Raw genomic sequence first — 22,798 nt, 5'->3', positions numbered from 1 at the left:
ATCATTTCGAATTATCATGTCAGCTGACTGGATTAAGATGCAAGTTGTTAGATTTCCAGTCGACTACGTAATGCTTTTACATAATTTCTACTTACAGATAACGTATCGTCACTTCCTTCTAATTGTAAGTGGTATGCACCGTTAAACCATGGGGTAAGTCGTGTGATATACTCTAAATTGACTAAGAAGCTTTTATGAATTCGAAAGAAACCATACGTTAGAAGTCTAGTTTCTAAGTCTTTAAGGGCAATCTTTGTTTCAAATTCGCCGCTCTTGGTAACGAGCTTGGTTCGTTTATCGCTTCTCGACATATATAAAATATCCTCGGGTTCAACATAAAAGATATCTCCGTCTGCTTCTACAGCAAGTTTTCCGGCCTGTTTTCCTGTATCTGCTTCAATTGTTGCTCCGAGTTTTTTTTCAATCCGTTCGATTGTCTCCTGTAATTGCTCTTCATCATAAGGCTTAAGCAAATAATCCACCGCATTATAGCGAAACGCCTCGGCAGCAAACTGTGGATATGCGGTAGCAAAGACAACCAATGGTGCTTTTTTAAGTTCCTTGATTGCTTTTGCTGTTTCCATTCCACTCATTTTTGGCATTTCCACATCAAGAAAGACGACATCTGGCTGATGCTGAATCGTCTTCATAATAGCTGTTTCCCCTGATTCCGCTTCTTCGATAACTTGAAGGTGGGGAAAGTTACCTAATAAATGCTTTAATTCCTTTCGGTTGTGAGGCTCATCATCAACGACGAGTGCTCGGATTAACTGATCCACTGTTTCCTAACCTCCTCATACGGTAGAGTGAAATGAATTTTCGTACCGCTCTCGATACTGCTTGTTACATGAAGTGATGCATGCTGTCCAAACATCATACTCAGCCTTCGATTAACATTATAAAGTGCTAGGCCGCTTCCAGTTTCAGAATCAATTGGTGCTTGATGTATCTTGGCTGCTGCCGCTTTACTCATTCCTTTTCCATTATCCTCGATGCTAATATAAATAACTTCTCGTTGCTTCTTCATCACGATTTCCAGGTTACAATTACTTTCCTTATCTTTAAATCCATGGGTGATCGCATTCTCAACGATTGGCTGAAGCGTGAGCGGTGGAATATGGTGCGAAAGGATATCCTTTTCGATCGTATAGTTCACGTTTAATTTATCGTAAAACCGCTCTTTATTTAATGCTAAATAGGCTTTCACGTGCTTCAATTCTTGCTCCAGTGTAGTTACTTCCTGTGTTGTAGCGGATAAATTTTGCCGGAGGAAATGCGATAACGAAACAAGCATTTTCCGTGCTTTAGCTGGGTTAAGGCGAATCAATGAAACAATCGTGTTTAATGTATTGAATAGAAAATGCGGGCTGATTTGTGCTTGCAACGCTTTTATTTCGGCATCTTTTGCTAGCTGATATGCCCTGTCTGCGTGTGCCACTTCAAGCTGGTGACTCATCATCGAACTCAGGCCTTTGATAAGTTCGATATTCACATTCGTCAGATCATTTTCAGACTGGAAGTAAAATTTTAATGTGCCAATTGTTTCACCGCGCTGCTTTAAGGGTGCGATAACGGCTGCTCCAAGAGGACAGCCTTCTACCGAGCAATGAATCGAATCTGGGTTGGCAATAAGAATTTCACCGCGCTTAATGGCATCGAGTGTAATCTGCGTCTGGATTGGCTTTTCTTTTTGATGATGATCATGTCCAAGACCAACATGTGCAAGTATTTCGGTTTTATTCGTTATGGAAACGGCACTTGTTTTTAGTTCGTTATGAATAATACGGCACACTGCATCCGCGGAATTAATATGGAGCCCGCTTTGCAGATGTGCAAGCGTCATATCGGCAATTCGTAATGTTTTTTGGGCTTGCATGGCGCTTGCCTTTTCTTCTTCACGGAGGACACTTTTGATTACTAAAAGAACAAGGACCGTGCCCATTCCATTCGCTACAATCATCGGAACACCGATGATATTTACTAAAGCCCACGCTTGCTCCACAGGACGTGCGACGAGGACAATGATAAGCATTTGGATTGTCTCTGCTAATGCCCCAATTAAGAAGGCACTACGCAGCTTTATACGCTTGTTTTTCTTATGAAACAGACTTGCTAGAATGCCTGCAATGATGGTAGCTATTCCACAAGCAATGGCTGTGAAACCACCTAATGTAAATCGATGCAGACCAGCAATAAGCCCTGCGCCAATACCGACCTTAGGACCACCGAGCAGGCCGGCAATCACAATGCCGATCACTCTTGAGTTGGCAAGTGCTTCTTCGGTCGTCAAATCGGTTGCCCAGCGGTTAAATTGGAGGCTTTCTGTGCTTAAGCTCAATCCTGTATATGTACCAATAATCCCAAAGGATCCAAAGAAAATAATGGCGGTAAGCTGCTGCTTCCGATTAAGCTGATCTTGATAAAACATGTTCCGGAAAAAGTGAAATCTCGTTAAAATAAAGGCGATTGTTACAATAATTCCCACGCGTTCTACCAATGTCACCAATAATTCGAACATCGAAAGCCTCCTTTTTACAATTGAAATCAAGTGAATAGGTAAGGGTTTTCAATAAGTATAACAGGTTCGGATATGTTTGAAAATTGGGGAATAAGATACATTTTGGGGTTGCATTCCAATTTTTCTTAGGTGCGCATGCTCTCACTTCCCATATGGTTAAAAGCCTATAATTTTAAGGGAATCGGGAAGGCAACATAAAAAGGCATTCACCTAAAAGCATGGTGAATGCCAAGATTTCTAATCTACTGTCAGCAGTGCATGAAGGCTCCGGAAGAAATCAGGAAAGAAACCGCCTTATAAAACTGAACCCTTTGCTTTCGGATGAGCATTTCGTTATTTTATGCGATATGATGATGCTAGTACAACGGTTCGTCTCACTCAGTGGGCGATTTGTTTAACCTTGCATCTCCAAAGACCTGATCAATTCCTCGCAAACTCACCATCAATCTCAACAGTTTCAAACACATTAATAAAGGCCTTTTCATCATGAGATCGAACAATCTCTTTAATTTTTAATGTTTCATAGCGGGTAACAACCATCATCAAAATTTGCTTTGATTCATTGGTGTAGCCACCATACCCATCCGTAATCGTAATGCCTCGGTAAATGGATTTCAGTAATTCCTTGCGTATCGCCTCGCCCTTTGTTGTGACAATCTGCATTGTTAATTTAATATGACTCGTGTGAATTTTATCAATCATTCTACCGGTTAAATAAATCGAAAGCAGTGTATATAATGCAATGTTCCAATTGAAAATCATGCCAGAAAAAAGCACAATAACGCCATTCATTCCAGTAAGCAGTAATCCTACACTGAAATTACTGGTGCGTGAAATAATCATTGCGATAATATCGAATCCTCCGGACGTTGCGGAGAATTTCATAACGACACCAATCCCAATACCGCCAAGCACACCTCCGAAAATGGCAGATAGTAAAATATTGTCTGTCAGACTTATGACGGGTAATACATATAAGAAGATGGATAGTGTTACAACACAAACGAGCGTATTTATTGTAATTTCCTTACCGAGCTTATAGTAGCCAAGAATAAGAATTGGGATATTCAAAACAAGATTAAATACTCCTGTATCAAATGGGGTGAGCAATCCAAGTAAAATAGCAATTCCACTAACGCCGCTGCTCAAAATTTCAAATGGAACTAGGAAAAAGTTAAAGGCTATTGCCACAAGCAGGGACCCAGCGATTACCATTATATTTTTCTTCATTTATTGGAACCTCCTAAATATATGATGTGAATTCTTGATGATGGACGACCGTTTTAAACCACCACAACATCTTATCTGAAAACACACCCGTTGTCAGCACTTTTTTAACTTAGTTTTCGCTTTTTGTTACGAAATCATGAATTTATTCTTTTAACCGATTCTAGAAGGCACTCTTGGAGTGTGGTAAGATTTGAGTTAAGGAGATTGTTTTTGAAATGGAGGATTCAAATGCACAGCACGATTCAAACGTATTTTGCCAATTTAAATAATGAAGATAAGCAAGTTCAATATGAAGCATTTATGCAACTTCTTGCTGCTACAGAGGTTGAGGTAGATTGGGCTTATGAAGTGTGGGATGAACTGGTAGCAGGACTAACTTCATCCGATAATCATACACGTTCGAGATATGCGCAGCTTTTAGCAGGGCTTGCTATAAGTGATCCAGAAAAGCGGATATTAACCGATTTTTCGAAGCTATGGCAGGTGACGAAGGACCCAAAAACAGTTACAGCACGACACAGTTTGCAAGCAATCTGGAAAGTAGGCTTAGCTGGCGAAGAACAGAAAGCGCTCGTCATGAATCACTTTATGGAGCGGTTTACGATGTGTGAGGGGGAGAAAAACTATACATTAGTTCGCTTCGATATTATTCAGGCGATGCGGAAGTTGTATGAACACGTACAGGATGAGATGATAAAAGAGAAGGCGCTTGAGCTAATTAATCAAGAGGATGATGTAAAGTATCAGAGGAAGTATGCAAAGGTATGGAAGTAAGTCGTGTGTTGCTTTTGTCCGCATAGGAGGGGGAAGAGATGGAAGGTTTTCGTGGTTTCATTATATTGACACTTGTTTTCATAATTGTCATTTTGGTCATTGCATTCCTTTTTAAAGCGAAAAAACTGCTAGTTCCGATTATAATCAATATTTTAAGTGTCGTACTCGTTGTGATCAGCTTGATGTTTGGAGGATGGGAAGGGATGGGGCTAGGCTTTATCAGTGTGTCTCTTTATTTAGCTTCGATTATTGTTTTCCTAATGATCGGGTTTCGATATCTTCTAAGCAAATAATGGTCGTATTATTAATCATCGTACAATTTGTAATTGAAAAGCAGTGAAGCCTGTAAAGAGGTTCACTGCCATTCGTATTATTTAGAAATAGAGAGGTAAGTAATAAAACATATCATATACAGACTAAATAGGATGGTCATCCATTTAGATGATTTTCGACCTGTACTAAAAATACCCTTTATACCATTATTTAAAATGCTTGTGATGAGTATGATTATAGCACCAGCAAATGAGAGCATTGCAACGATGAAAAAGAATTCTTCCATAGTACACCCACTTTTATATATTTTTTAGTGCCCTAGTAGGGAAAAGGAACGAGGGTAGCAATGCTGTCTCTCTAGAGTGATTCTCTAATGACTCTTTTATAATACAGCACGGACAATATGCCAAAAATAGAATACAATGCTGTATAAATGATCATGACGATAATCATTGGTGTCCACAATTCTGTACCGAAAAGGAACCAACCAGATTTGACTGCGAAATAGCTATGGCACAATCCAATTACTAATGGGATACCAAAGTTAAAAAGCTGTTTTCGCCATATACCACGTAATAAATCACCTTGTGTAAATCCTAGTTTCCTTAAAATTGTATAATTAGCCTTTTCTTCTTCACTCTCATCCATCTGTTTGAAGTATAAAATACAGCCAGACGTAATAAGAAAGGCTAAGCCTAGAAATCCAACGATAAACATAACGAGCCCCATTGTACTTTTTTGATTTTGTAATGACGCAAGCTGGGAAAGATTCGAACCCTCATCCTGTAATTCGAGTGATTGGAAGATTTCATCTGCCTGTGCTAAATCTGATTGGTCTTCGATATCGATTCCAATATAGATTGGCGGCTGATTTTGAATCTCTGGATCCATGTCCTGCACTAACTTTTCGAATATGGTGCTGTCAACAATAGCGGTTGGTAATCCGCCACCAGTGAAATTATAGGGAAGGATGGTCCCTTCACGTAAGCCTAGAAAGTTTTGCTTAATCTCTCCGTTTGGGGTGACGAACGCTACATCACCAGATTCTTTCAATGAAATAAACTGTTCGAGAACTCCGCTATATCCAGTAAGGATGAGCTCTTGGGAAGACACATCTATACCTTCTACCGCCTCTTCACTTACTACAGGTAATAGCATTTTATCTGGATCGGCTACCATTTCTGACTCACTGAAATCCGTCTCCATGATTTGTGAAACATCCAAATCAACTTGAACAACATCTATATTTGTTTCTTCATACGCAATATCTTCCTTGTTTAGTAAAGCTTTAAATGTCTCTGCCTCTTCTGTAGTTGCAATCGAAAAATGCGCCGGTACATTTTGTTCCGCTAATTTTTCTGCTGAATAATAGGAAATATAACTGAGACATAATAATCCAATCGCAAGCGCTGATACAGTGGTGATGATGGTTAATAGCAATGCATTCGACTTCATACGGAACATAATCGATGAAAGGGATAAGACATCATTCAGATTTAAATAGCCGCCCTTGCTTTTTCGAATGAGATGAAAGATAAAGCTAACGCTCCCTTTATAAAATAAATACGTCCCAATAATGACAGAAGCCAGAATGCTCACCATTGCTATAACTAATTGGGGAAATGTGACAAAGTCGCCACCAAATAGTTTTGTTGAGACAAAGTAGCCGGTAATAATAAGTCCAATTCCGATAACGCCGATAATCATTTGAAGGATGGACATTTTCTTAGCCCTTGCTTCAGTCGATGAGCGAACACGGAATAAGGATAGGATGCTCTGTCTTTTAATAAATAGTAAGTTCATAATCATAATGCAAAAATAAATCGCTGTAAAAACAAGTAATGTTTGGATCATGGCCTCCGTCGAAAAACGTAAGGTGGCTACCTGTTCGATACCAATAACGTTCAACAAAATCATCATAATAAATTTCGAAGCTGCAAAACCGATAAAAGTTCCGATGACAAGTGACCCGAAGTATAAGATGAGATTTTCAAGTGTAAGTATTTGAAAGATTTTACCTTTTGTCATCCCAATCAATTGAAATAATCCAATTTCTTTGCTGCGCCGTTTAATAAAGATTGTATTTGCATATAACAAAAAGATCGTAACAATACCAACAAGAACGATGGATGCTGTTCGAATTCCGGCAGCTCCTTTTATCGACCCTTCTGCTGCATCCATTGCCGGGTCAAACTGCAAGGTAACAAATGCGAAATAAAGCGCGACACTAAAGATTAAGGCAAAGACGTAGAGATAATAATTCTTCAAATTCTTTTTCAGGTTACGGTAGATGAGATGATTAATGCTCATGATGAACCCCGCCTAATACGCCTTGTGTTTTCATAATATCTTTGAAAAAGGTTTGTCTTGTTTCCTCTCCCTTATTTAATTGGGTATAAATTTGACCATCCTTGATAAAAATCACTCTGGAAGAATAGCTTGCAGCAACCGGATCATGCGTTACCATAATAATCGTTGATCGCAGCTTTTCGTTCAAGTCACTTAATTTATTTAATAAATCAGAAGCTGCTTTGGAATCGAGAGCTCCTGTTGGTTCATCTGCGAATATGATGCTCGGCTCATGAATGAATGCACGAGCTGCGGATGTACGCTGTTTTTGTCCACCAGAGATTTCATTTGGATACTTATCTTTTAAATCGGCAATCCCAAGTTCTGCAGCGAGTGCACGGAATTTTTGATCTGCCTCTTTTTTAGGTGTCTTCTTAATAGATAATGGCAATAGAATATTTTCCTTAACGGTCAACGTATCGAGTAAATTATACTCCTGAAAAATAAACCCTAAATGCTGCTTCCGAAATTCGGCTAATTGTTTTTCACGCATGCGTGTAAAATCAGTGTTCTCTATTTTAATCGACCCTTGACTGACTTCGTCGATGGAAGATAATACATTGAGCAAGGTCGTTTTTCCCGAACCGGATGCCCCCATAATACTAACGAATTCACCCTTTTCCACGGTCATATCGATGCCTTTTAACACTTCTTGTTTATTAAACTTATTTCCATAGCTTTTATGGATTTTAGTTGCTTGTAATATATGCATGTTCTCACTCCCGATTTATTCGTTAGTATTAGCTTAATCGATTCCTATAGCCTTTTCCTTCGATTTACCGAACAAAAAGAAGAAGCATATGACAATTTTGTCACATGCTTGTGAGTTGTACAAATGTATTCTTTTTTGGAAAGGTTAAGGTGAAGGTCGTTCCTTCTCCAAGAGTTGATTGTACATCAATCTCGATTGCTAAAGATGCAGCTGCCTTTTTGGTCAAATAAAGTCCCATACCAGTTGCAGCATTGTCCTGGTGACTTGTCGTTGATGTAAAGCCTTTGTCAAAAATACGCGGGAGGTCTCTCGGGTCGATTCCCCGTCCTGCATCTTGAATCACTAACTTAATTTGGCCTGCTTCTAGGTAGCTTGAAATGAGGATGTCCGAGTTCTCGCTGTACTTGACAGCATTCGTTAACAGCTGTCTGACCATAAACGAAAGCCATTTTGCATCGGTTAGAACCTCTGGATTCTGTAAAGAAATATCAAACCCGATTCCTTTTTGCATACACCATGATTTTAAATCCTTTATTTCTTTGTAAAGGAGCGCCTCCAAGGCAGTGACCTCGATATATAGATCGTTTTTAATAAAAGGGATGCGTCGCTGATGGAGCTGCTGATCGAGCAAAAGATGGATTCGTAACCATTCATTATTTAATTGTGCCTTTAACCGTTCATCTTCCATGCGATCCATCATTAATTGCATGGTCGTTAAGGGCGTTTTCACTTCATGAATCCAGCCTAAGAGATCATCTTTTTCCTGCTCCACACTGATAAGAAGATCCGATAACGATTTTTTGTAGTACTGGGCTTGATCGGTTAGTTGTGTATTTGTTATTTTTTCAAACGGTGTTCTCGCATCTTTTAAACTTATTAAATCAAAGTCATCGCCCAACGCTTCTAATTCCTTATAAAAGGTTGTCTCTTTTTGAAAACGAACCATCAAAAAGAGAATGAAAATAATGCAGCTCAAAAAAACAATGTACAAAATCGATTGAAAGGGGATGGATGCGTCAAGGTAAGCAATTAGCAGGAAGAGGGCTTGCAAGGCTAGAAAGAGGATGATCCAGCTGCGTCTTTCAATCATATATTTTCTAATCATGCAGATACGCCTCTTCTATCGCGATATAGCCCTGTCCAACCTTTGTTTCAATAAAACTCCCCAACCCTAGTTCTCCCAAGCGTTTACGTAGCCGATTCACATTAACGGTTAATGTGTTATCACTGACAAAACGCTCATCATCCCATAATCGTTTAATGAGTTCTTCGCGGCTAACAATTTGATTTTTTTGCTCGATTAAAACGTTCAAAATATACATTTCATTTTTCGTTAATTCAAGGCTTCCTAGATGGTTGCTGACGGTATTTTTCGTATAATCAACTGTTGCGCCGCACCATGTTCGCAATTCCGTTTGTTCATTATTGTAATTGTACACACGCCGAAGAATTGCTTGAATCTTAGCGATGAGCACATCGAAATGAAACGGCTTTTGAACAAAGTCATCTGCACCAAGCTGCATGGACATCACCATGTCTGTCGGATGGTCACGTGAGGACAGGAAGATAATCGGGACATTGGAATGTGAGCGAATCATGCGACACCAATGAAACCCATCGAATTTCGGCAATTGGATATCAATAATGACTAGATCAGGCTTCACTTCTGTGAATTCCTGAATCACACGATTGAAATCTTGAACACCGTACACACCATACGACCATTGGGATAAGCGTTCTTTTATTTCATTAAATAAGGAAGCATCGTCTTCAACAAGCATAATTTTAAACAAGGAAGCCACCACATTTCTATATTGCATTCTATTATAATTGTACCTTAAAAAAGGAGGGGGCTGCTAGGGTTTTGGAATATATGTTTTCAAGAACTAGTATTTGGCGAAAATCGTTTTTAGAAAAGACAAGAAGGGTAAAAGGGGTATAAGGGAAATATGAATATATCAGTGGAGGCGAACAATGACTACAAAGGAAAAAGTGTTATTAACAAAAGAGGATTTTTATAACAGAACAGACCTGCCGAGTTGGCTCCATCAAGAATATGTAACTTTTCATAACACGGTCACAGATAAAACATTTCCTTGTTTTTTTGGGATGAGAGCCGAATTGAAGGGCGAGCTCCGCTATGCTTTTATAAGCCAAAACGACTGGAGTAATTTACCGTCTGCAATTGAAAACTTTCTACAGCTGTTTCAATCACCGAACTATAAAAGGCACGGACTTTTTGTATTTGTTGAGCCTTTTGAGCAAGAGGGCAATCTAGAGGATTACCGCAAGCAATTTTGGGAGATTCTGCAATATTTGCATGAAGCAGATGAAGTGGAATGGCCAGCACAGGCTCCTCGTGATCCAGACCATCATTTATGGGATTTTCATTTTAATGGTGAGCCCATTTTTGCATTTGGAAATGCGCCAGCATATAAGAAGAGGAAAACACGAGATCTCGGAAACGCAATGGTGCTTGGATTTCAGCCTCGCAAAATTTTTGAAGGATTGGAAGGAACCGAAAAAGCCGGTATGATGTCTCGTGAAAAAGTTCGTGAACGTGTAGAAGCTTGGGATGATCTGCCTAAACACCCTGATATCGGGCACTTTGGCGACCTGACTCATAACGAATGGAAGCAGTTTTTTATTGGAGATGATATAGAACCAATCCAAGGAAAATGTCCATTCCATCATAAATCACAAGCCTAAAATGATCTCATGAGATTTCAGCGCGTATAAATAAATTGCTATGAACAAAAAATGCTTTCGACCCTTTTTTGAAGGGCTGAAAGCATTGCTTCCAATGCACTAACCAAGGAATCATCTCCTTATATAAATAATATATTTTGTTTAAGTATCATTTCTGTTTCAACCTCAACTATCCTCATCACGGATAGTTAGTCAATCTCAGGATATCAGCAATAATATCAGAGCTGCCTGGTGTAAATAAAAAGACTGATAAACCAATTAATAGAACACCAGTAGAGCCTAAAAATATCACCCATTTATTTGAGAGTGAAAGATGCTTAAATGCTTGTAAAGCAGCTCCTGAAATAAGGCAAACGCCTATAGAAAGAATGATAAAATAATAAAATCCCACTACATCACCCCATTTTGATAAATAAAATCAATTTGTTCTAGCAGTTTAAACTCTTGTACTAGTTGAAGCACTTTTTAAGCCACCTACTCAAAAAAATGTTTTTGAATATTCCATACCCCCTGAAATTTGACACTAAGTATTTTCGTTTAATTCAATTAGCATAAATGTTTCATCTAGCTTTCAAAAGGTGCTTTATTCCCCATAAGGAGGCTTTTCTTGAAACAGAATTAAAGACCAGTTAAATTTAAGTGTCAGCTTTTTGTGTTTGGCAAAAGACAAAGTGAACATCCGGATTCCAAACGTGCAGTTGATCCGCAATATACCCGCGTAGCCACAACACGCCGTTAATTTTTCTGAGGTAAAAGCCTTTAGGAAAATCATCGTCTTCACTTATTACTTCGGATGCTATTGTGATGGAGCCAGAAGGAGCTTGATGCTGGGGTGAGAAATTTTCTGAATTACCTTCAGTTTGATCCAGATGCTTTAGTCTTAGGTGAGGTCCCAGTTCAAGAGGACATAACTCCAAGCCAAGTTCGCCTGCTCGTTTAAAAATCTGAGGCATTGTAGCCCCATCGGGAAAGCCAAGGTCCCTAACCGTTAGTTCAACGATCTTTAAGCAGTATTTTGTTTCTGATGTAGTGACCTTATTATTCAATAATAGTTTTTCTCCATACTCATTCATCATGATAGAATGTTGTTGCAACTTTTGAATAAGCTGTGATTTCGTTAGCCCGCCAACCTCTATTGTCCTAGTAATGACGGTGCAGTCGGGGTATATTTGCATTTGCGTTCACTCCTTTATACTACTCGAAATAAACATGGAAGCATCTTGCTTCATAAAAATCTGCTTTCCGTGATAGAAGGTTTTCACATCACTTGATTTAAATCCAACTTCAGCTAATATCTCCTTTAGCTCCGCATGTGAAAAACCATTATGAACTTTCGGGTGACTGATTTTATCATTTTTATCAAAATCAATAATAACTAACTTTCCACCATCATTTAAAATATGGAACAATGCTTGTAAAATTTTCTTCGTATCTGGAATATGAAGAAGTACCAATGACATTAAAATAATATCTGCCTTCAGTTCAGGAATTTCTTTTGTGAAATCGGAGTAAAGTACGTTGGCATTGGTAATTCCTCTGTGTGTGATTTTAGCCTGTGCAACCTTCAGCATTTGCTCAGATGAATCCACTAACAAAACAGAATCTACTAAATCCGATAATTCTAAGCCGATTAGGCCAGTCCCGCTTCCATAGTCGAGTAAAGATTTTGATTTGCTATTTTGTATTTCGGCTTTTACTTCCTTCACGATCACGTTAGCTAATTCCATTCTTTCTTCTGTATCATATTTTTTTGCCAGCTGTTCAAAAACGTTATTTTCCATAGACTGCTCCCTTATTATTAAAAATTAATATTAGTATTCATTATTATAGAAACGGTATAAATTAATTTAAACCATCTTATACATTTCATACTGCTCTATATTTGCCTTCATAAACCCTAGCTTTCTAAGAAATTCAGCCATATCAATATTGTTAGGCATACTGATCGTCAGCTTTTTCAGGTTTCGTTCGTTTATTGCATGTGCTAAAAGATTACGGGCAATTCCTTTTTCCCTTTCATCTTCACTTACATATAAAAAGTATATTTTACCCGCATCTGTAATGACCAAAGCACCTACAATCTGTTTATCGAGATAAGCAGCAAAACAGTGAGCAGTATGATCCTGCATAAAATACTCCAGTTCATTCTGCCAGTTGATATGGGTCGATAAAATAGCCTTTCTCACCCCTTCTGCTACGGATAGATCAACCTCTTTAATCGTTATATGTTCCACTATCGTATGTTTCAATTGATTATCATCCACTGATTTACTGAAATAGCTGATTGTATGGTACTTTTTATATCCTTGTTTCTCATAAAAGCGGATAGCACGGTCGTTATCTGATAGTACTTCTAAACTTAATCGGTCACATTGCTGATTGATTCCATTCTGAACAAACAAGTGGAATAATGCTTGACTCACACCTTCTCCACGGTATTCTGGTGTTACACATAGGGTACCACAACGTAAGTTTTTGAACCTATCAAAAGTTCTGATACCGCCAAGTATTAATCCAACAGGTTCATTATTTTGAAAGGCAATAAAGGAGTCTTCTAACGTATTTCCCTCAGATCCAAAGAATCTTTCAAAGAACGGTTCAAGTGTTATATTCATTGGAATGGCATAGTCTGCGTAACCACTTAAAAATGCTTGATGAATCAATGGTTTATCTACTTCTGAACATCTTTTATAATTCATTTGGCACCTCCGAGTTATTTGGTTAAAAAAATGACTAACAAACCTCCTTGAATTTGCTAGTCATTTTCAACGTTCGCGCTAGGTAACAGAATCTATTTCGTGCTTTCAATACCCACGGTGCACAAAATAATTCAACACATGCTTTAAAAACGGATTATTATGCTTTAATATTTGCAAGGTCTCCATTGCTAAACAATAATGCTCCCACATTTCTTTTTTCGCTGCCTCTATCCCGAGAACGGAGACGAACGTGGAATTGTTATTTTTTTCATCTCTAAATGGTGATTTACCAAGTTCGGATGGATCGCCCTCCACATCGAGCAAGTCGTCCTTAATCTGGAAGGCAATTCCTGCATGACGTGCGAATTGTTTCAATGCATGCTTTTCAGATTCATTTGCACCTGCTAGAATTGCAGGCATCATAAGAGCAGCCTCAAATCCTAGCCCGGTTTTATAAAAGCACATCTCATTCAATTGCTCGAGTGTTAAATGCTCTCCCTTTGTCTGCAAATCCATCGCCTGTCCCCGGCACATGTCAGCCGTCACATTTGCCGAATAGTGAATGAGCTGGAGGACGGATTTGGCATCAAAACTTTGAAGAGATGCCTGCTCTGCCACTGCTTGTTGTGTTAAATAAAGACCAGATAACTCTGCGGTAGCTGTTGTATATGTTCGGTGTAAGGTCGGGTTTCCTCTACGAAAATCTGCGTTATCTTGAGCTGGCAGATCATCATAAATCAAGGAGGCTGTATGCATATATTCCAGTGATTTCAGCAGTGGTTGGATTGCTTTCTTATCCAAGCCATATTCCTCCACGCCCATGAACCACGTAATAATCGGGCGAAGCCGTTTTCCGGTGCTGCCTAGGCTATAATTTGCTGCTTCCATGATTGACTCGTCAAGGAGAACATTTTCTTCTGACTGAGAAATCGGCAGGGTTGCATTTAAATCCTCTCTTACCTTTTTTGCCTGAGTGACAAAAACGTCCCTTTCCTCCCGATCCTGTCTTAGGTTGCGAATCATACGATCACGAATTAATTTATCAAAAAAATCCACGTCTGTTGCGTGCTGCACGAGATCATCGACGGTTTCTTGTAACGCGGGAATTCCGGAGAAAAGGAGCCCCATCACTTGCTCATATTTTTGCTCTCCTTTTTTCGCTTTAAATCGCTTCAAACTATTGATTGCCCGGGATAGGATTACTTCACGCGCCTGCGGATCGGAATCGTACACGTTGTGAATGAAGTTGGCGATAACAGTCCAATAAAGCTCAAACGGATTAATCAGATCCTTGCGCTTCTCATAATGCTCAAGGTAATAGGTGTACGGTGTTACTCTCCCGCCTTGCCGGTCATCTGCCATATCAGTAAAATCATCTGCAAGCTGGTTGTATATCCCATAGTAAAATGTCCGCTGATCAATCCCCTCATCCTCAGAAGCATCAATAATCGAACGAACGATGAGCCGTGATGCCGACGACTTTAAAATAACGGGAATGTATAGTTCTTCATTTGTATACGTTTCATTTCTTAAATCCTTTACACGTTCTACCTCCTGTGATTGATAAAAAACATATGCCTGTTCGAGAAAAGCCTCCCAGTCCTCGGCAGGCAGGCTTTCGTGAATCAACTCAAACGCGGCTTTCAGTTCAGAATGTATAAAACGCATATGCTTCCCGTTTTCTCCAGTCCATTTACCTAACGGGGGGACAACCCCTGTAACGAGCGTGATTCGGATCATCTCCGAATAGCGATTTTTCTCTTCAGCAGACAATACATTGGAATCGAGTAAATCATCAATAAATGGATAGGTGAGACCGTAGGCATAACCTAGTCGAATTGCTTGCTCGAGCTTGGCGGACTTTTCTTCGGGATCAATGTCTTCTCCCATTTCCTCTATTGCCTGCATTACTAATCCAGCAATTATCTTAATTAATTTACGCTGTGCTTCTTCGGCATCCATGCCCGCTGGTATATTTTCAGTAACCATGTTTAGCTTTTCCGTTACCCAAATAAATGTTGACTCAATCCCATTTTTCTCAGCCATGCGGTACAATCTTGCCATACTAAACATGTCTTCTTGACCTGCTTGCTTCCTAGTAAGCTGCTCTTTTAAACGCCCGACAATACGGCCGATCCGTCTTTGTGTAGCTGGAGAATCTAGTGCATGCCCCATGTCCCGCATGAAGATATAGGAAATGCTTCGTTTCAAATACGGATCCAATTTACCAGTCAACTTCAATGATTGGATAAATTTGTAATCATCTTGCTGTTTTTTATTTGTTAAAGTTGAAATGAAAGAGCGACGTTGAACATGCTGTGGTTTCCATAATTCCAAGTCCTTTATTAATGCCTGGACATACGATTGGTCAGCATGCTGTCCAGATAAGGATTTAAAGTACGCTTCGGCTCTTTGCTCTGCTTTATGATAAGCGTTGTCCGCGTTGATGATTGTTTTTTCATTCATATGTTTACTTACCTCGAATTCCTGATTTTTTCTATATAAAATTTAATCCATACTAAATTATTCTACGCTGGTTTACGATCCCTATGATGAAATTCCTATATTGGAAAAATCAACAGCTCCCTATATTAGAAAGATGCACTCTATTTGGTAGTGAATCCTAATTAATAATAACAAAATAGAGCTAATATAAATTGAAACGCTAATCATATAACCATTGACTTTTTGTTTTGGGATTGCAATTTTTGACAATCTGAAGTGGTTTGTCATGTGCTCTTAACGATAACACGGTTTAAATACGTGCTAGTTGTGAAAAAAGATTCATCCTTGTATGGAGAGTTTTTAATTTAGGTATCGTCAATATAACACGATCACACTCTCTAGGGAAGCGATCCCGCCTCCACTAAAGTACTCCCAAATAACTGCTAAATAAAACTAAAGTCCTTAAATTTAACGTTTTTAGGTAAAGCGATTGGGGGAAAAGGTACAGGGAAAGCAAATTAATTATACGGGAGGTATTTTTTTGGGACTTCAGAAAGGGAAAAATTACTCGTTTTTGGAGACTGGAAGGCCAGTAGCTGAGGGGATGAACGGAGCCGTAACATCACCCCACTATCTAGCTACACAAACTGGGAAAAGAATCCTAGATCAAGGTGGTCATGCTGTAGAGGCAGCAATTGCTGTTAATGCTGTACTTTGTGTCGTTATTCCGCATATGGCAGGCTTAGGAGGCGATTTATTCGCACTAATCTGGGATCAGGATGAAAAAGAAGTAAAGTCCATGCACGGCAGCGGTAAATCCGGCAGCTATGTAAATCGAGAGGCTTACAAACAAAAAGAGCTCCGGGAGATTCCAGAGCGCGGCCCCTTAGCTGCGAACACCATTCCAGGAACTGTTGATGCTTGGTGGGAGCTACATCAGCAATATGGAAGGCTAAAGTGGGAAGTTTTGTTTGAGGATGCGGTTCATTATGCTGAAAGCGGCTTTCCAATCACGGATAAAGTAAGTAACTTTATTCAGGAAAAAGCTGAATTATTAAGCGACCATGCTACTACAAAACAGGTATTTTTTAAAAATGATCGTCCTATTCTAGCAGGAGAACTGCTTGTTCAGCCTGATTTAGCTTGGTCCTTCAACCAAATTGCTCAATCGGGAAGAGATGCCTTTTATAATGGAGAAATTACCGATAAGATAATTGCTTCAATGGAGAAACATGGTGGCCTTCTAGTAAAAGAAGATTTCAAAGAGCATAGCCTCGAATGGGAACGTCCATTATCGACAAGTTATAGAGGATATGAAATCTATCAAGTAAAACCGAATACACAGGGTATTGCTGTATTAATGATGTTAAATATGTTAGAGAAAAACGATATGACCTCGATTCAAGATGGTACTCCAGAATATTATCACCTTCTAGCTGAAACCGCTAAGCTAAAATTTCGTTTTCGGGATAAATGGGTTACGGATCTGGAAACGATTGATCTTCCTTATGATGAGCTCCTATCTAAATCTTTTTCATCAGAGGTTTATGACCATTTTTCGTGGGATGACGTATATCGAGAAGAAGAATTAGAAGAGCTTCCAGAGGTTGACGACGGACGTGATACAGCTTATCTTAGCGTCGTTGATAAAGAAGGAAACAGTATTTCTCTTATCCAAAGCATTTTCCACGAATTTGGCTCCGGATTTATGCCAGAAGGGTGTGGCTTCTTTTTACAGAATCGGGGATCCCATTTCAGTTTGGATGAAAATCATCCCAATACGTTAGAGCCGAATAAGCGTACGTTCCATACGATCATTCCCGGGATGGCATTGAAGGACGGCAAGCCATTTATGCTATTTGGAGCGATGGGGGGAGAAGGGCAGCCCCAAACCCAATGTGCCATGCTTACAAAAGTTATCGATTTTGGGTATAACATGCAGCAGGCAATTGAAGCACCACGCTGGTTGTATGGCAGAACATGGGGTGAAGATAGTTCCACGCTCAAGCTGGAAGGAAGAGTTCCAGATGAAATCATTAATGACTTACGTAGACGTGGGCATACAGTTGAAATCGTAGAGGATTATTCCCAGACAATGGGCCATGCACAAGGAATTATTATAGATCATGAAAGAGGAGTATATAGTGCTGGAGCGGACCCGCGTGGGGATGGAATTGCCCTGTGCTGGTAAGCTTGATAAACAATTGTGTTGGAGGAATAAATGATGGAAAATAATTTACCAGTTGATTTAATGCATTGGCTATTAGCTATCACACCATTAGTTCTGCTTTTGCTAATGTTAGTTGTCTTTAAGTGGTCAGGCGGCACCTCTGGGTGGGTCGCAATGGGTGTAGCGACATTACTAGGCTACTTTATGTTTGAAGCACCATTGGATAATTTAGCAGTTGGATTTGGCAAAGGGCTTTGGGAAGCATTCTTTATCCTTCTCGTTGTATGGTTTGCTTTATTGCTCTACCATGTTACGGATGAATCCGGCTCGTTTAAAGTCATTCGGGAAGAGGTACAAAACCATAGTCAAAATTACTTGTTTCTTGTATTAGCGTTTGGTTGGGTGTTTGCTTCATTTCTTCAAGGTGTAGCGGGGTTCGGTGTCCCGATAGCAGTTGTAGCACCGCTTTTAGTAGGGTTAGGTGTTAAACCTGTTGCCGCTATTGTCATCCCGTTAATTGGACACTCATGGGCGAATATGTTTGGAACACTCGGTGTAGGCTGGATTGCCACAATTAATGCCGTACAGATTGAAGATACGACATTAACACTTCTATATTCCGGAATCCTATTATGGATACCGAATATAATCGGTGGATTCATGATTTGTTGGTTATTCGCTAAATGGAAAGGCGTAAAAGAAGGTTTTCTAGCTGTCGTAATTATTTCACTTATTCATGGTGGAGGACAACTTGCTATGTTAATCTTTAACGCGGAGCTGAGTACGTTTATCCCAGCAATTTTAGCGTTTGGTGCTTTATTCATGCTTTCCAAACGAAAGAAATACAGAGAAAAATCAGAGACGGAAGAGTTAACAGACATTCTTGAAGAAACGGATTCAAAATCGGAAGAGAAGCCGGATATCTCATTACACCAAGCATTTATGCCATATTATGTACTGTCAGTAGTTAGTATTGTGTTTCTTGGAATCGGACCAATTCAAAGCTTTTTCGATCAATTTCAATTTGGACCGCCTTTCCCGGCGGTCGAAACCGGCTATGGCTTTGAAATGGAGGCTGAAGAAGCGTATTCTCCTATCGCTCCACTTACACATCCAGGATTCTATTTACTTGTGTCGGTTATCTTTGCCTACTTCTGGTACAAGCATTTAGGATTACATCATAAAAACACAACTAAGAATGTATTTTCTGGCTTAAAGGATAACGCTCTGGGGGCATCACTAGCAATAACTGGATTTTTAACGATGACCATGATTATGGAAAATTCAGGACAGACTAACGTACTTGCCCTTGGAATTGCGGATATATCACCACCAGCTGTTTATGCAGGATTAGCAAATGTCATTGGGATAATTGGTGCATTTATGACATCATCGAATACGTCATCCAATGTGCTGTTCTCGCCATTACATGGATCTGTTGTAAATTCGATGGAAGGGTTATCCCTGCCACTCGTTATCGCTGGTCAGTCAACAGGTGGAGCAATTGGTAATGTCATTGCACCAGCCAATATTGTATTAGGAACAAGTACTGCGAACGCGCAAGGAAGAGAATCTGAAGTATATAAGATTACGCTTATCTTCGCACTGTTTGCAGGTGTCGGCGTATCTGCTGTGAGTGTATTCTTGCATTTTCTAGGAGGATAAACAGAGAAATCATCGGTGAAGCAGGGAGGCTTCATCGATGATTTTAAGTTTTAAAGAGATCTCAATTCTTCTTGCTAGCTGGAAAAATGGTATACGACCATGACCAAATAAAATCGATAATAAAAATAAGTCCCCAAATCATCGAAATCCTATAAATCGTATCATTTGCATACGGTGTCTCGGCAACATTCTCTGTTCCAATCCAAGATAAGTCTTTCAGATAGTCTAGTAATTCACTAGTTCCCCCTGTTCCATAAATCCAAAATGCTGCTTGAAGACTGGCAAATATGATTAAGTGAACAGTAGAACTCCTCCGATATTTTTTAGCAATATATTTCGGGTCCTTTTGTCTGTTCATGATACGAATATCTTTTTCTGTGAGCAGCTGTACCCCTCGCCAATTGCCAATTTTTTGTCGCATCCAGCGATCAAGCTTCATAAAATCAAAGATTCCAAATGTACATGCATAGAGAACAAACACAGTAATGATAATTAAAAAGGTAGAAATCTCTCCAGTTTCTTGGTATATCATCAAACCTAAGAGAGCTTCTAAAATTAATAGAATGATAAACAGTAGGAGAAAGAGCAGGCTACGTTTTTGTTTGTTGAAAAAATAGCGGACAACACCAAAGATGAGAAGCGATAACACGGATATAATTTCTAATGCAATAAAGATTTCCCATTGATAGTTGAGTAGTAACCCCATAATTGAAAACATTCCTCCATTCGATATCGTTAATTTAAGTAAATACGATTTGCAGGAAAAAATCAATTTGATTTATAAAATGTATGGAAGAAAATAGCCAGATAGTGAAGGACGAATTTCTGATTTTTTAAAACGGTAGATCAGTTCACAACAGTATTATAGGCTAAGTTATATGTAAATGAGTTTTTTCCTTAGAATAGGAGGTGGATATCAGCTTAGTAGTCTTCTAAGCTGGTATCCAATTAGCATTAATGAACAGCAGTTTCTTTAGAGTTTGTTGGCCATAGAAGCCCAATAAGGGCACCAACTATAGCTGGTAAAATCCAGCCAAGACCAATATCGTAAAGTGGTAAATAATCCATATAGAACATTTTAATGGATTCGAACAAATTGAAAGACGCGCTTGGCAAACTATCGACTAACGTGCTGTAGCCGTCCAAAAGACTAACGCAAAAAGTAAGGAACAATGCAGTTGCGTAAACACGTTGCTTATGGCCGAATAGTGAAGAACAAAGGGTTAAGATAATCAGAACAATCGCTAAAGGATACAGCAGCATTAATACTGGCACCGCATATTGAATAATATTCGTTAGACCAAAGTTGGCAATGAAAAATGACATTAGACATAGTACCAGAACGAATAATTTATAACTGATTTTTGGATATAGTTGATTAAAAAACTCGCTGCAGGCAGTAATAAGTCCAATGCTCGTTTTTAAACAAGCTAGTACGATAATAATAGCCAATAGAATGGTCCCGAATGATCCGAAATAATGCTGAGCCACTGCGGCAAAGATTAAACCGCCATTATCATATGTACCGATGGCCGATACGCTCGAAGCCCCCATATAGGTAATAAGTCCATAAATCAGCATCATTAATGCCATGGCAAAAAGACCTGATTTCCATGTGACCTTTGCAATTTCCTTTGGATTGGTGATACCTCGTCCCTTAATTGCGTGAATGACAACAATACCAAACGCAAGTGATGCAAGAGCATCCATCGTGTTATAGCCCTCTTTAAATCCTGTTATAAAAGCTAAACCGCTATAGTCGCCAATTGGCATAGCGAATGGTCCCATTGGTTTGACGATAGCAATGGAGATTAAGATGAATAAAAACACTAAAAATGCAGGAGTTAAATATTTCCCGATATAGTCGATAATTTTTGCTGGATTCAACGAGAAATAATAGACAATCGCAAAAAATAAAAAGCTAAAGAGCCCTAGATATAAACTGCCATGTGCTGGATTGATATATGGCTCAAAACCAACCACAAAAGGTACCGTCGCTGTTCTTGGAATAGCAAAAAATGGCCCGATGGTTAAGTAAAGTGCCACGGAGAAGACAACACCAAATAGTGGATGGACTCGACTGGTTAACTGTCGTAATCCGTTGCTCCCGGATAAACCAAATGCTAAAATCCCTATAAATGGAAGACCGATTGCGGTTATAAGAAATCCAATTAATGCCGGCCAGAAATTCGTGCCAGCAAGCTGGCCCATCTGGATTGGGAAAATTAAATTCCCTGCACCAAAGAACATTCCAAACAGCATCGTGCCGATGATAGAATAGGTAGAAAATGATATTTTTTGTTGCATACTTGATGTCCCTTCTAGATGAATAACATTTATTTTAACACCATTTTTATTGATTCGCTATAGCAATAAAAGGAACGGAATGTTCACACGTTTTAAGATCGTTTCCTTTAGTTATCTGCTTTTATTGCTATGCTGCCAATCGCCTTTCCGCATCCACAAATAGTTCTCAGCGTGCCTTTTAAATTGAACAAGGTACGCTGAGAGTACGTCTATTATGCTCGATCTTTGTAATAGGCTTTTCGTTCGTCCATTTTTTCTGGCAGTGCATGAATCGATGCTATGAGCTGATTCAGCTTTCCCTCGATTCGGTGCAGTAAATAAAACGTAACGGCAACCGGGAATCCAACTTCGGTCAGAAAAGCTATCCACGCGTCCATAATTATTTCCTCCTTTTATGAGCTTTTGAAATAGGAATATGACCAGTGATTTGCCACTGGTCATATTCACAAGATTATTGCCCTAAGTCGATTTCTTCGACCGTGCTTTCTGAAATACGTGCACTATGCTTAGCAACTAAATCGCCGCCGCTCGATGTGAAGGCATTTTGTTCGATGATTGTATCCATTGCTGCATTAATAGCAGCAGGATCAACTGGTTCAACTGGCTTATCCAATGTGTACGTAACAATTTTCCCGTCCTGATTGGTAAATTTCAGCTCTAATCGGCGCATGATCTACACTCCTTTCTGAATAGATTTTTTCACAACTTACCCTTCACGAATGTCTGTTGTATCACGACGGTTAATCGTGTACAATGGGCGCTCCTGCAAGCTTACAAAAGCTGTTGCAACAGTAAGTAATTGCTCTGCTGTTGCACTTGTTTTGACATTGTTAAAGCTTTTGTTCTTAAAGATAGGTGATCCGGACTCAGAATCAATCCCATCTTGAAGCACAAGCTGCAGGGAAGACTTTGTTAGATTTGCAATTGCCATGTTTCTCACCTCCATT

22 protein-coding genes are annotated in these 22,798 nt (G+C 39.3%); 5 read left to right on the top strand and 17 right to left on the bottom strand.

The window, feature by feature from the left end; genetic code table 11:
- Positions 1-47: 47 nt before the first annotated feature.
- The 3 genes from NST46_RS05270 to NST46_RS05260 all read right to left on the bottom strand — a co-directional run bounded on the left by NST46_RS05270 (position 48) and on the right by NST46_RS05260 (position 3,748).
- On the bottom strand, positions 48-779 hold the full coding sequence (locus tag NST46_RS05270) for a LytR/AlgR family response regulator transcription factor (RefSeq protein WP_251660121.1): 732 nt from the start codon (positions 777-779) through the stop codon (positions 48-50).
- A complete protein-coding gene (locus NST46_RS05265; RefSeq protein WP_251660119.1) occupies positions 767-2,518 on the bottom strand; it encodes a sensor histidine kinase in 1,752 nt (583 codons plus the stop codon). Before NST46_RS05265 ends, NST46_RS05270 begins: the two co-directional genes overlap by 13 nt.
- A 420-nt stretch (positions 2,519-2,938) precedes the next feature.
- A complete protein-coding gene (locus NST46_RS05260; protein WP_095310445.1) occupies positions 2,939-3,748 on the bottom strand; it encodes a YitT family protein in 810 nt (269 codons plus the stop codon).
- Positions 3,749-3,976: 228 nt separating this feature from the next.
- Here NST46_RS05260 and NST46_RS05255 point away from each other — a divergent pair, with 228 nt between their 5' ends.
- Both NST46_RS05255 and NST46_RS05250 read left to right on the top strand, forming a co-directional pair.
- Positions 3,977-4,522, top strand: coding sequence for a hypothetical protein (locus NST46_RS05255; protein ID WP_341137319.1), 546 nt, complete (start codon positions 3,977-3,979; stop codon positions 4,520-4,522).
- 38 nt (positions 4,523-4,560) lie between these two features.
- Positions 4,561-4,815 (top strand): YesK family protein, encoded by a 255-nt coding sequence (locus NST46_RS05250; protein ID WP_095310450.1) that lies wholly within the window; start codon positions 4,561-4,563, stop codon positions 4,813-4,815.
- Between the two features lie 337 nt (positions 4,816-5,152).
- On the opposite strand, the gene NST46_RS05245 is transcribed toward NST46_RS05250, so the two are convergent.
- The 4 genes from NST46_RS05245 to NST46_RS05230 all read right to left on the bottom strand — a co-directional run bounded on the left by NST46_RS05245 (position 5,153) and on the right by NST46_RS05230 (position 9,649).
- The gene (locus tag NST46_RS05245; RefSeq protein ID WP_341136852.1) at positions 5,153-7,105 is read right to left on the bottom strand and encodes an ABC transporter permease; all 1,953 of its coding nucleotides are present in this window, start codon (positions 7,103-7,105) and stop codon (positions 5,153-5,155) included.
- Entirely contained in the window at positions 7,095-7,856 is a 762-nt protein-coding gene (locus NST46_RS05240; protein WP_095310454.1) for an ABC transporter ATP-binding protein, read from the bottom strand. Before NST46_RS05240 ends, NST46_RS05245 begins: the two co-directional genes overlap by 11 nt.
- 100 nt (positions 7,857-7,956) lie before the next feature.
- Complete coding sequence (locus NST46_RS05235; RefSeq protein ID WP_118888353.1) at positions 7,957-8,961, bottom strand: sensor histidine kinase; 1,005 nt, start codon at positions 8,959-8,961, stop codon at positions 7,957-7,959.
- Positions 8,954-9,649, bottom strand: coding sequence for a response regulator transcription factor (locus NST46_RS05230; RefSeq protein ID WP_341136851.1), 696 nt, complete (start codon positions 9,647-9,649; stop codon positions 8,954-8,956). The genes NST46_RS05235 and NST46_RS05230 overlap by 8 nt, the downstream gene beginning before the upstream one ends.
- Before the next feature lie 181 nt (positions 9,650-9,830).
- On the opposite strand from NST46_RS05230, the gene NST46_RS05225 reads away from it, so the two are divergent.
- Positions 9,831-10,565, top strand: a complete 735-nt coding sequence (locus NST46_RS05225; RefSeq protein ID WP_095310460.1) for a YqcI/YcgG family protein — start codon at positions 9,831-9,833, stop codon at positions 10,563-10,565.
- 178 nt (positions 10,566-10,743) lie between these two features.
- On the opposite strand, the gene NST46_RS05220 is transcribed toward NST46_RS05225, so the two are convergent.
- The 5 genes from NST46_RS05220 to NST46_RS05200 all read right to left on the bottom strand — a co-directional run bounded on the left by NST46_RS05220 (position 10,744) and on the right by NST46_RS05200 (position 15,730).
- Entirely contained in the window at positions 10,744-10,956 is a 213-nt protein-coding gene (locus NST46_RS05220) for a hypothetical protein (protein ID WP_095310462.1), read from the bottom strand.
- 244 nt (positions 10,957-11,200) lie between these two features.
- The gene (locus tag NST46_RS05215; protein WP_341136850.1) at positions 11,201-11,740 is read right to left on the bottom strand and encodes a helicase; all 540 of its coding nucleotides are present in this window, start codon (positions 11,738-11,740) and stop codon (positions 11,201-11,203) included.
- 6 nt (positions 11,741-11,746) lie between these two features.
- The gene (locus NST46_RS05210; RefSeq protein WP_341136849.1) at positions 11,747-12,346 is read right to left on the bottom strand and encodes a class I SAM-dependent methyltransferase; all 600 of its coding nucleotides are present in this window, start codon (positions 12,344-12,346) and stop codon (positions 11,747-11,749) included.
- Between the two features lie 66 nt (positions 12,347-12,412).
- Positions 12,413-13,264 carry a GNAT family N-acetyltransferase gene (locus NST46_RS05205; RefSeq protein WP_341136848.1) on the bottom strand — a complete coding sequence of 284 codons (852 nt, stop codon included), beginning with the start codon at positions 13,262-13,264 and terminating at the stop codon, positions 12,413-12,415.
- A 105-nt stretch (positions 13,265-13,369) separates the two neighbouring features.
- On the bottom strand, positions 13,370-15,730 hold the full coding sequence (locus tag NST46_RS05200) for a polyprenyl synthetase family protein (RefSeq protein ID WP_341136847.1): 2,361 nt from the start codon (positions 15,728-15,730) through the stop codon (positions 13,370-13,372).
- 520 nt (positions 15,731-16,250) lie between these two features.
- Between NST46_RS05200 and ggt the strand changes: the two genes are divergently transcribed.
- Both ggt and NST46_RS05190 read left to right on the top strand, forming a co-directional pair.
- Complete coding sequence (gene ggt / locus NST46_RS05195; protein ID WP_341136846.1) at positions 16,251-17,900, top strand: gamma-glutamyltransferase; 1,650 nt, start codon at positions 16,251-16,253, stop codon at positions 17,898-17,900.
- A 33-nt stretch (positions 17,901-17,933) separates the two neighbouring features.
- Positions 17,934-19,544, top strand: a complete 1,611-nt coding sequence (locus tag NST46_RS05190; protein ID WP_303446975.1) for an L-lactate permease — start codon at positions 17,934-17,936, stop codon at positions 19,542-19,544.
- Between the two features lie 61 nt (positions 19,545-19,605).
- Here NST46_RS05190 and NST46_RS05185 read toward each other — a convergent pair whose 3' ends face one another.
- The 5 genes from NST46_RS05185 to NST46_RS05165 form a co-directional block, all read right to left on the bottom strand.
- Positions 19,606-20,250, bottom strand: a complete 645-nt coding sequence (locus tag NST46_RS05185; RefSeq protein WP_341136845.1) for a hypothetical protein — start codon at positions 20,248-20,250, stop codon at positions 19,606-19,608.
- Between the two features lie 248 nt (positions 20,251-20,498).
- Positions 20,499-21,851 carry a branched-chain amino acid transport system II carrier protein gene (gene brnQ, locus NST46_RS05180; protein ID WP_095310478.1) on the bottom strand — a complete coding sequence of 451 codons (1,353 nt, stop codon included), beginning with the start codon at positions 21,849-21,851 and terminating at the stop codon, positions 20,499-20,501.
- Positions 21,852-22,063: 212 nt separating this feature from the next.
- Positions 22,064-22,228 carry a YvrJ family protein gene (locus NST46_RS05175; RefSeq protein ID WP_095310480.1) on the bottom strand — a complete coding sequence of 55 codons (165 nt, stop codon included), beginning with the start codon at positions 22,226-22,228 and terminating at the stop codon, positions 22,064-22,066.
- A gap of 74 nt (positions 22,229-22,302) precedes the next feature.
- On the bottom strand, positions 22,303-22,521 hold the full coding sequence (locus tag NST46_RS05170; protein WP_118888360.1) for a DUF2922 domain-containing protein: 219 nt from the start codon (positions 22,519-22,521) through the stop codon (positions 22,303-22,305).
- A gap of 36 nt (positions 22,522-22,557) precedes the next feature.
- Positions 22,558-22,782, bottom strand: a complete 225-nt coding sequence (locus NST46_RS05165; protein ID WP_118888361.1) for a DUF1659 domain-containing protein — start codon at positions 22,780-22,782, stop codon at positions 22,558-22,560.
- Between the last annotated feature and the right edge of the window lie 16 nt (positions 22,783-22,798).

This window comes from Oceanobacillus sp. FSL W7-1309, assembly GCF_038002145.1.
Classification (GTDB): domain Bacteria; phylum Bacillota; class Bacilli; order Bacillales; family Amphibacillaceae; genus Oceanobacillus; species Oceanobacillus profundus.
The sequence above is the reverse complement of the archived record's forward strand: the minus strand, read 5'-3'. Positions and strand labels throughout refer to the sequence as shown.

Bases quoted from the DNA above. Each gene is read 5' to 3' on its own strand.
- NST46_RS05235 (WP_118888353.1), bottom strand. From the start codon at position 8,961: ATGATTAGAAAATATATGATTGAAAGACGCAGCTGGATCATCCTCTTT.
- NST46_RS05190 (WP_303446975.1), top strand. From the start codon at position 17,934: ATGGAAAATAATTTACCAGTTGATTTAATGCATTGGCTATTAGCTATC.
- NST46_RS05210 (WP_341136849.1), bottom strand. From the start codon at position 12,346: ATGGAAAATAACGTTTTTGAACAGCTGGCAAAAAAATATGATACAGAA.
- NST46_RS05225 (WP_095310460.1), top strand. From the start codon at position 9,831: ATGACTACAAAGGAAAAAGTGTTATTAACAAAAGAGGATTTTTATAAC.
- NST46_RS05260 (WP_095310445.1), bottom strand. From the start codon at position 3,748: ATGAAGAAAAATATAATGGTAATCGCTGGGTCCCTGCTTGTGGCAATA.
- NST46_RS05205 (WP_341136848.1), bottom strand. From the start codon at position 13,264: ATGAATTATAAAAGATGTTCAGAAGTAGATAAACCATTGATTCATCAA.
- NST46_RS05250 (WP_095310450.1), top strand. From the start codon at position 4,561: ATGGAAGGTTTTCGTGGTTTCATTATATTGACACTTGTTTTCATAATT.
- NST46_RS05185 (WP_341136845.1), bottom strand. From the start codon at position 20,250: ATGGGGTTACTACTCAACTATCAATGGGAAATCTTTATTGCATTAGAA.
- NST46_RS05240 (WP_095310454.1), bottom strand. From the start codon at position 7,856: ATGCATATATTACAAGCAACTAAAATCCATAAAAGCTATGGAAATAAG.
- NST46_RS05165 (WP_118888361.1), bottom strand. From the start codon at position 22,782: ATGGCAATTGCAAATCTAACAAAGTCTTCCCTGCAGCTTGTGCTTCAA.
- NST46_RS05255 (WP_341137319.1), top strand. From the start codon at position 3,977: ATGCACAGCACGATTCAAACGTATTTTGCCAATTTAAATAATGAAGAT.
- NST46_RS05200 (WP_341136847.1), bottom strand. From the start codon at position 15,730: ATGAATGAAAAAACAATCATCAACGCGGACAACGCTTATCATAAAGCA.
- brnQ (WP_095310478.1), bottom strand. From the start codon at position 21,851: ATGCAACAAAAAATATCATTTTCTACCTATTCTATCATCGGCACGATG.
- NST46_RS05245 (WP_341136852.1), bottom strand. From the start codon at position 7,105: ATGAGCATTAATCATCTCATCTACCGTAACCTGAAAAAGAATTTGAAG.
- NST46_RS05265 (WP_251660119.1), bottom strand. From the start codon at position 2,518: ATGTTCGAATTATTGGTGACATTGGTAGAACGCGTGGGAATTATTGTA.
- NST46_RS05215 (WP_341136850.1), bottom strand. From the start codon at position 11,740: ATGCAAATATACCCCGACTGCACCGTCATTACTAGGACAATAGAGGTT.
- NST46_RS05175 (WP_095310480.1), bottom strand. From the start codon at position 22,228: ATGGACGCGTGGATAGCTTTTCTGACCGAAGTTGGATTCCCGGTTGCC.
- NST46_RS05170 (WP_118888360.1), bottom strand. From the start codon at position 22,521: ATGCGCCGATTAGAGCTGAAATTTACCAATCAGGACGGGAAAATTGTT.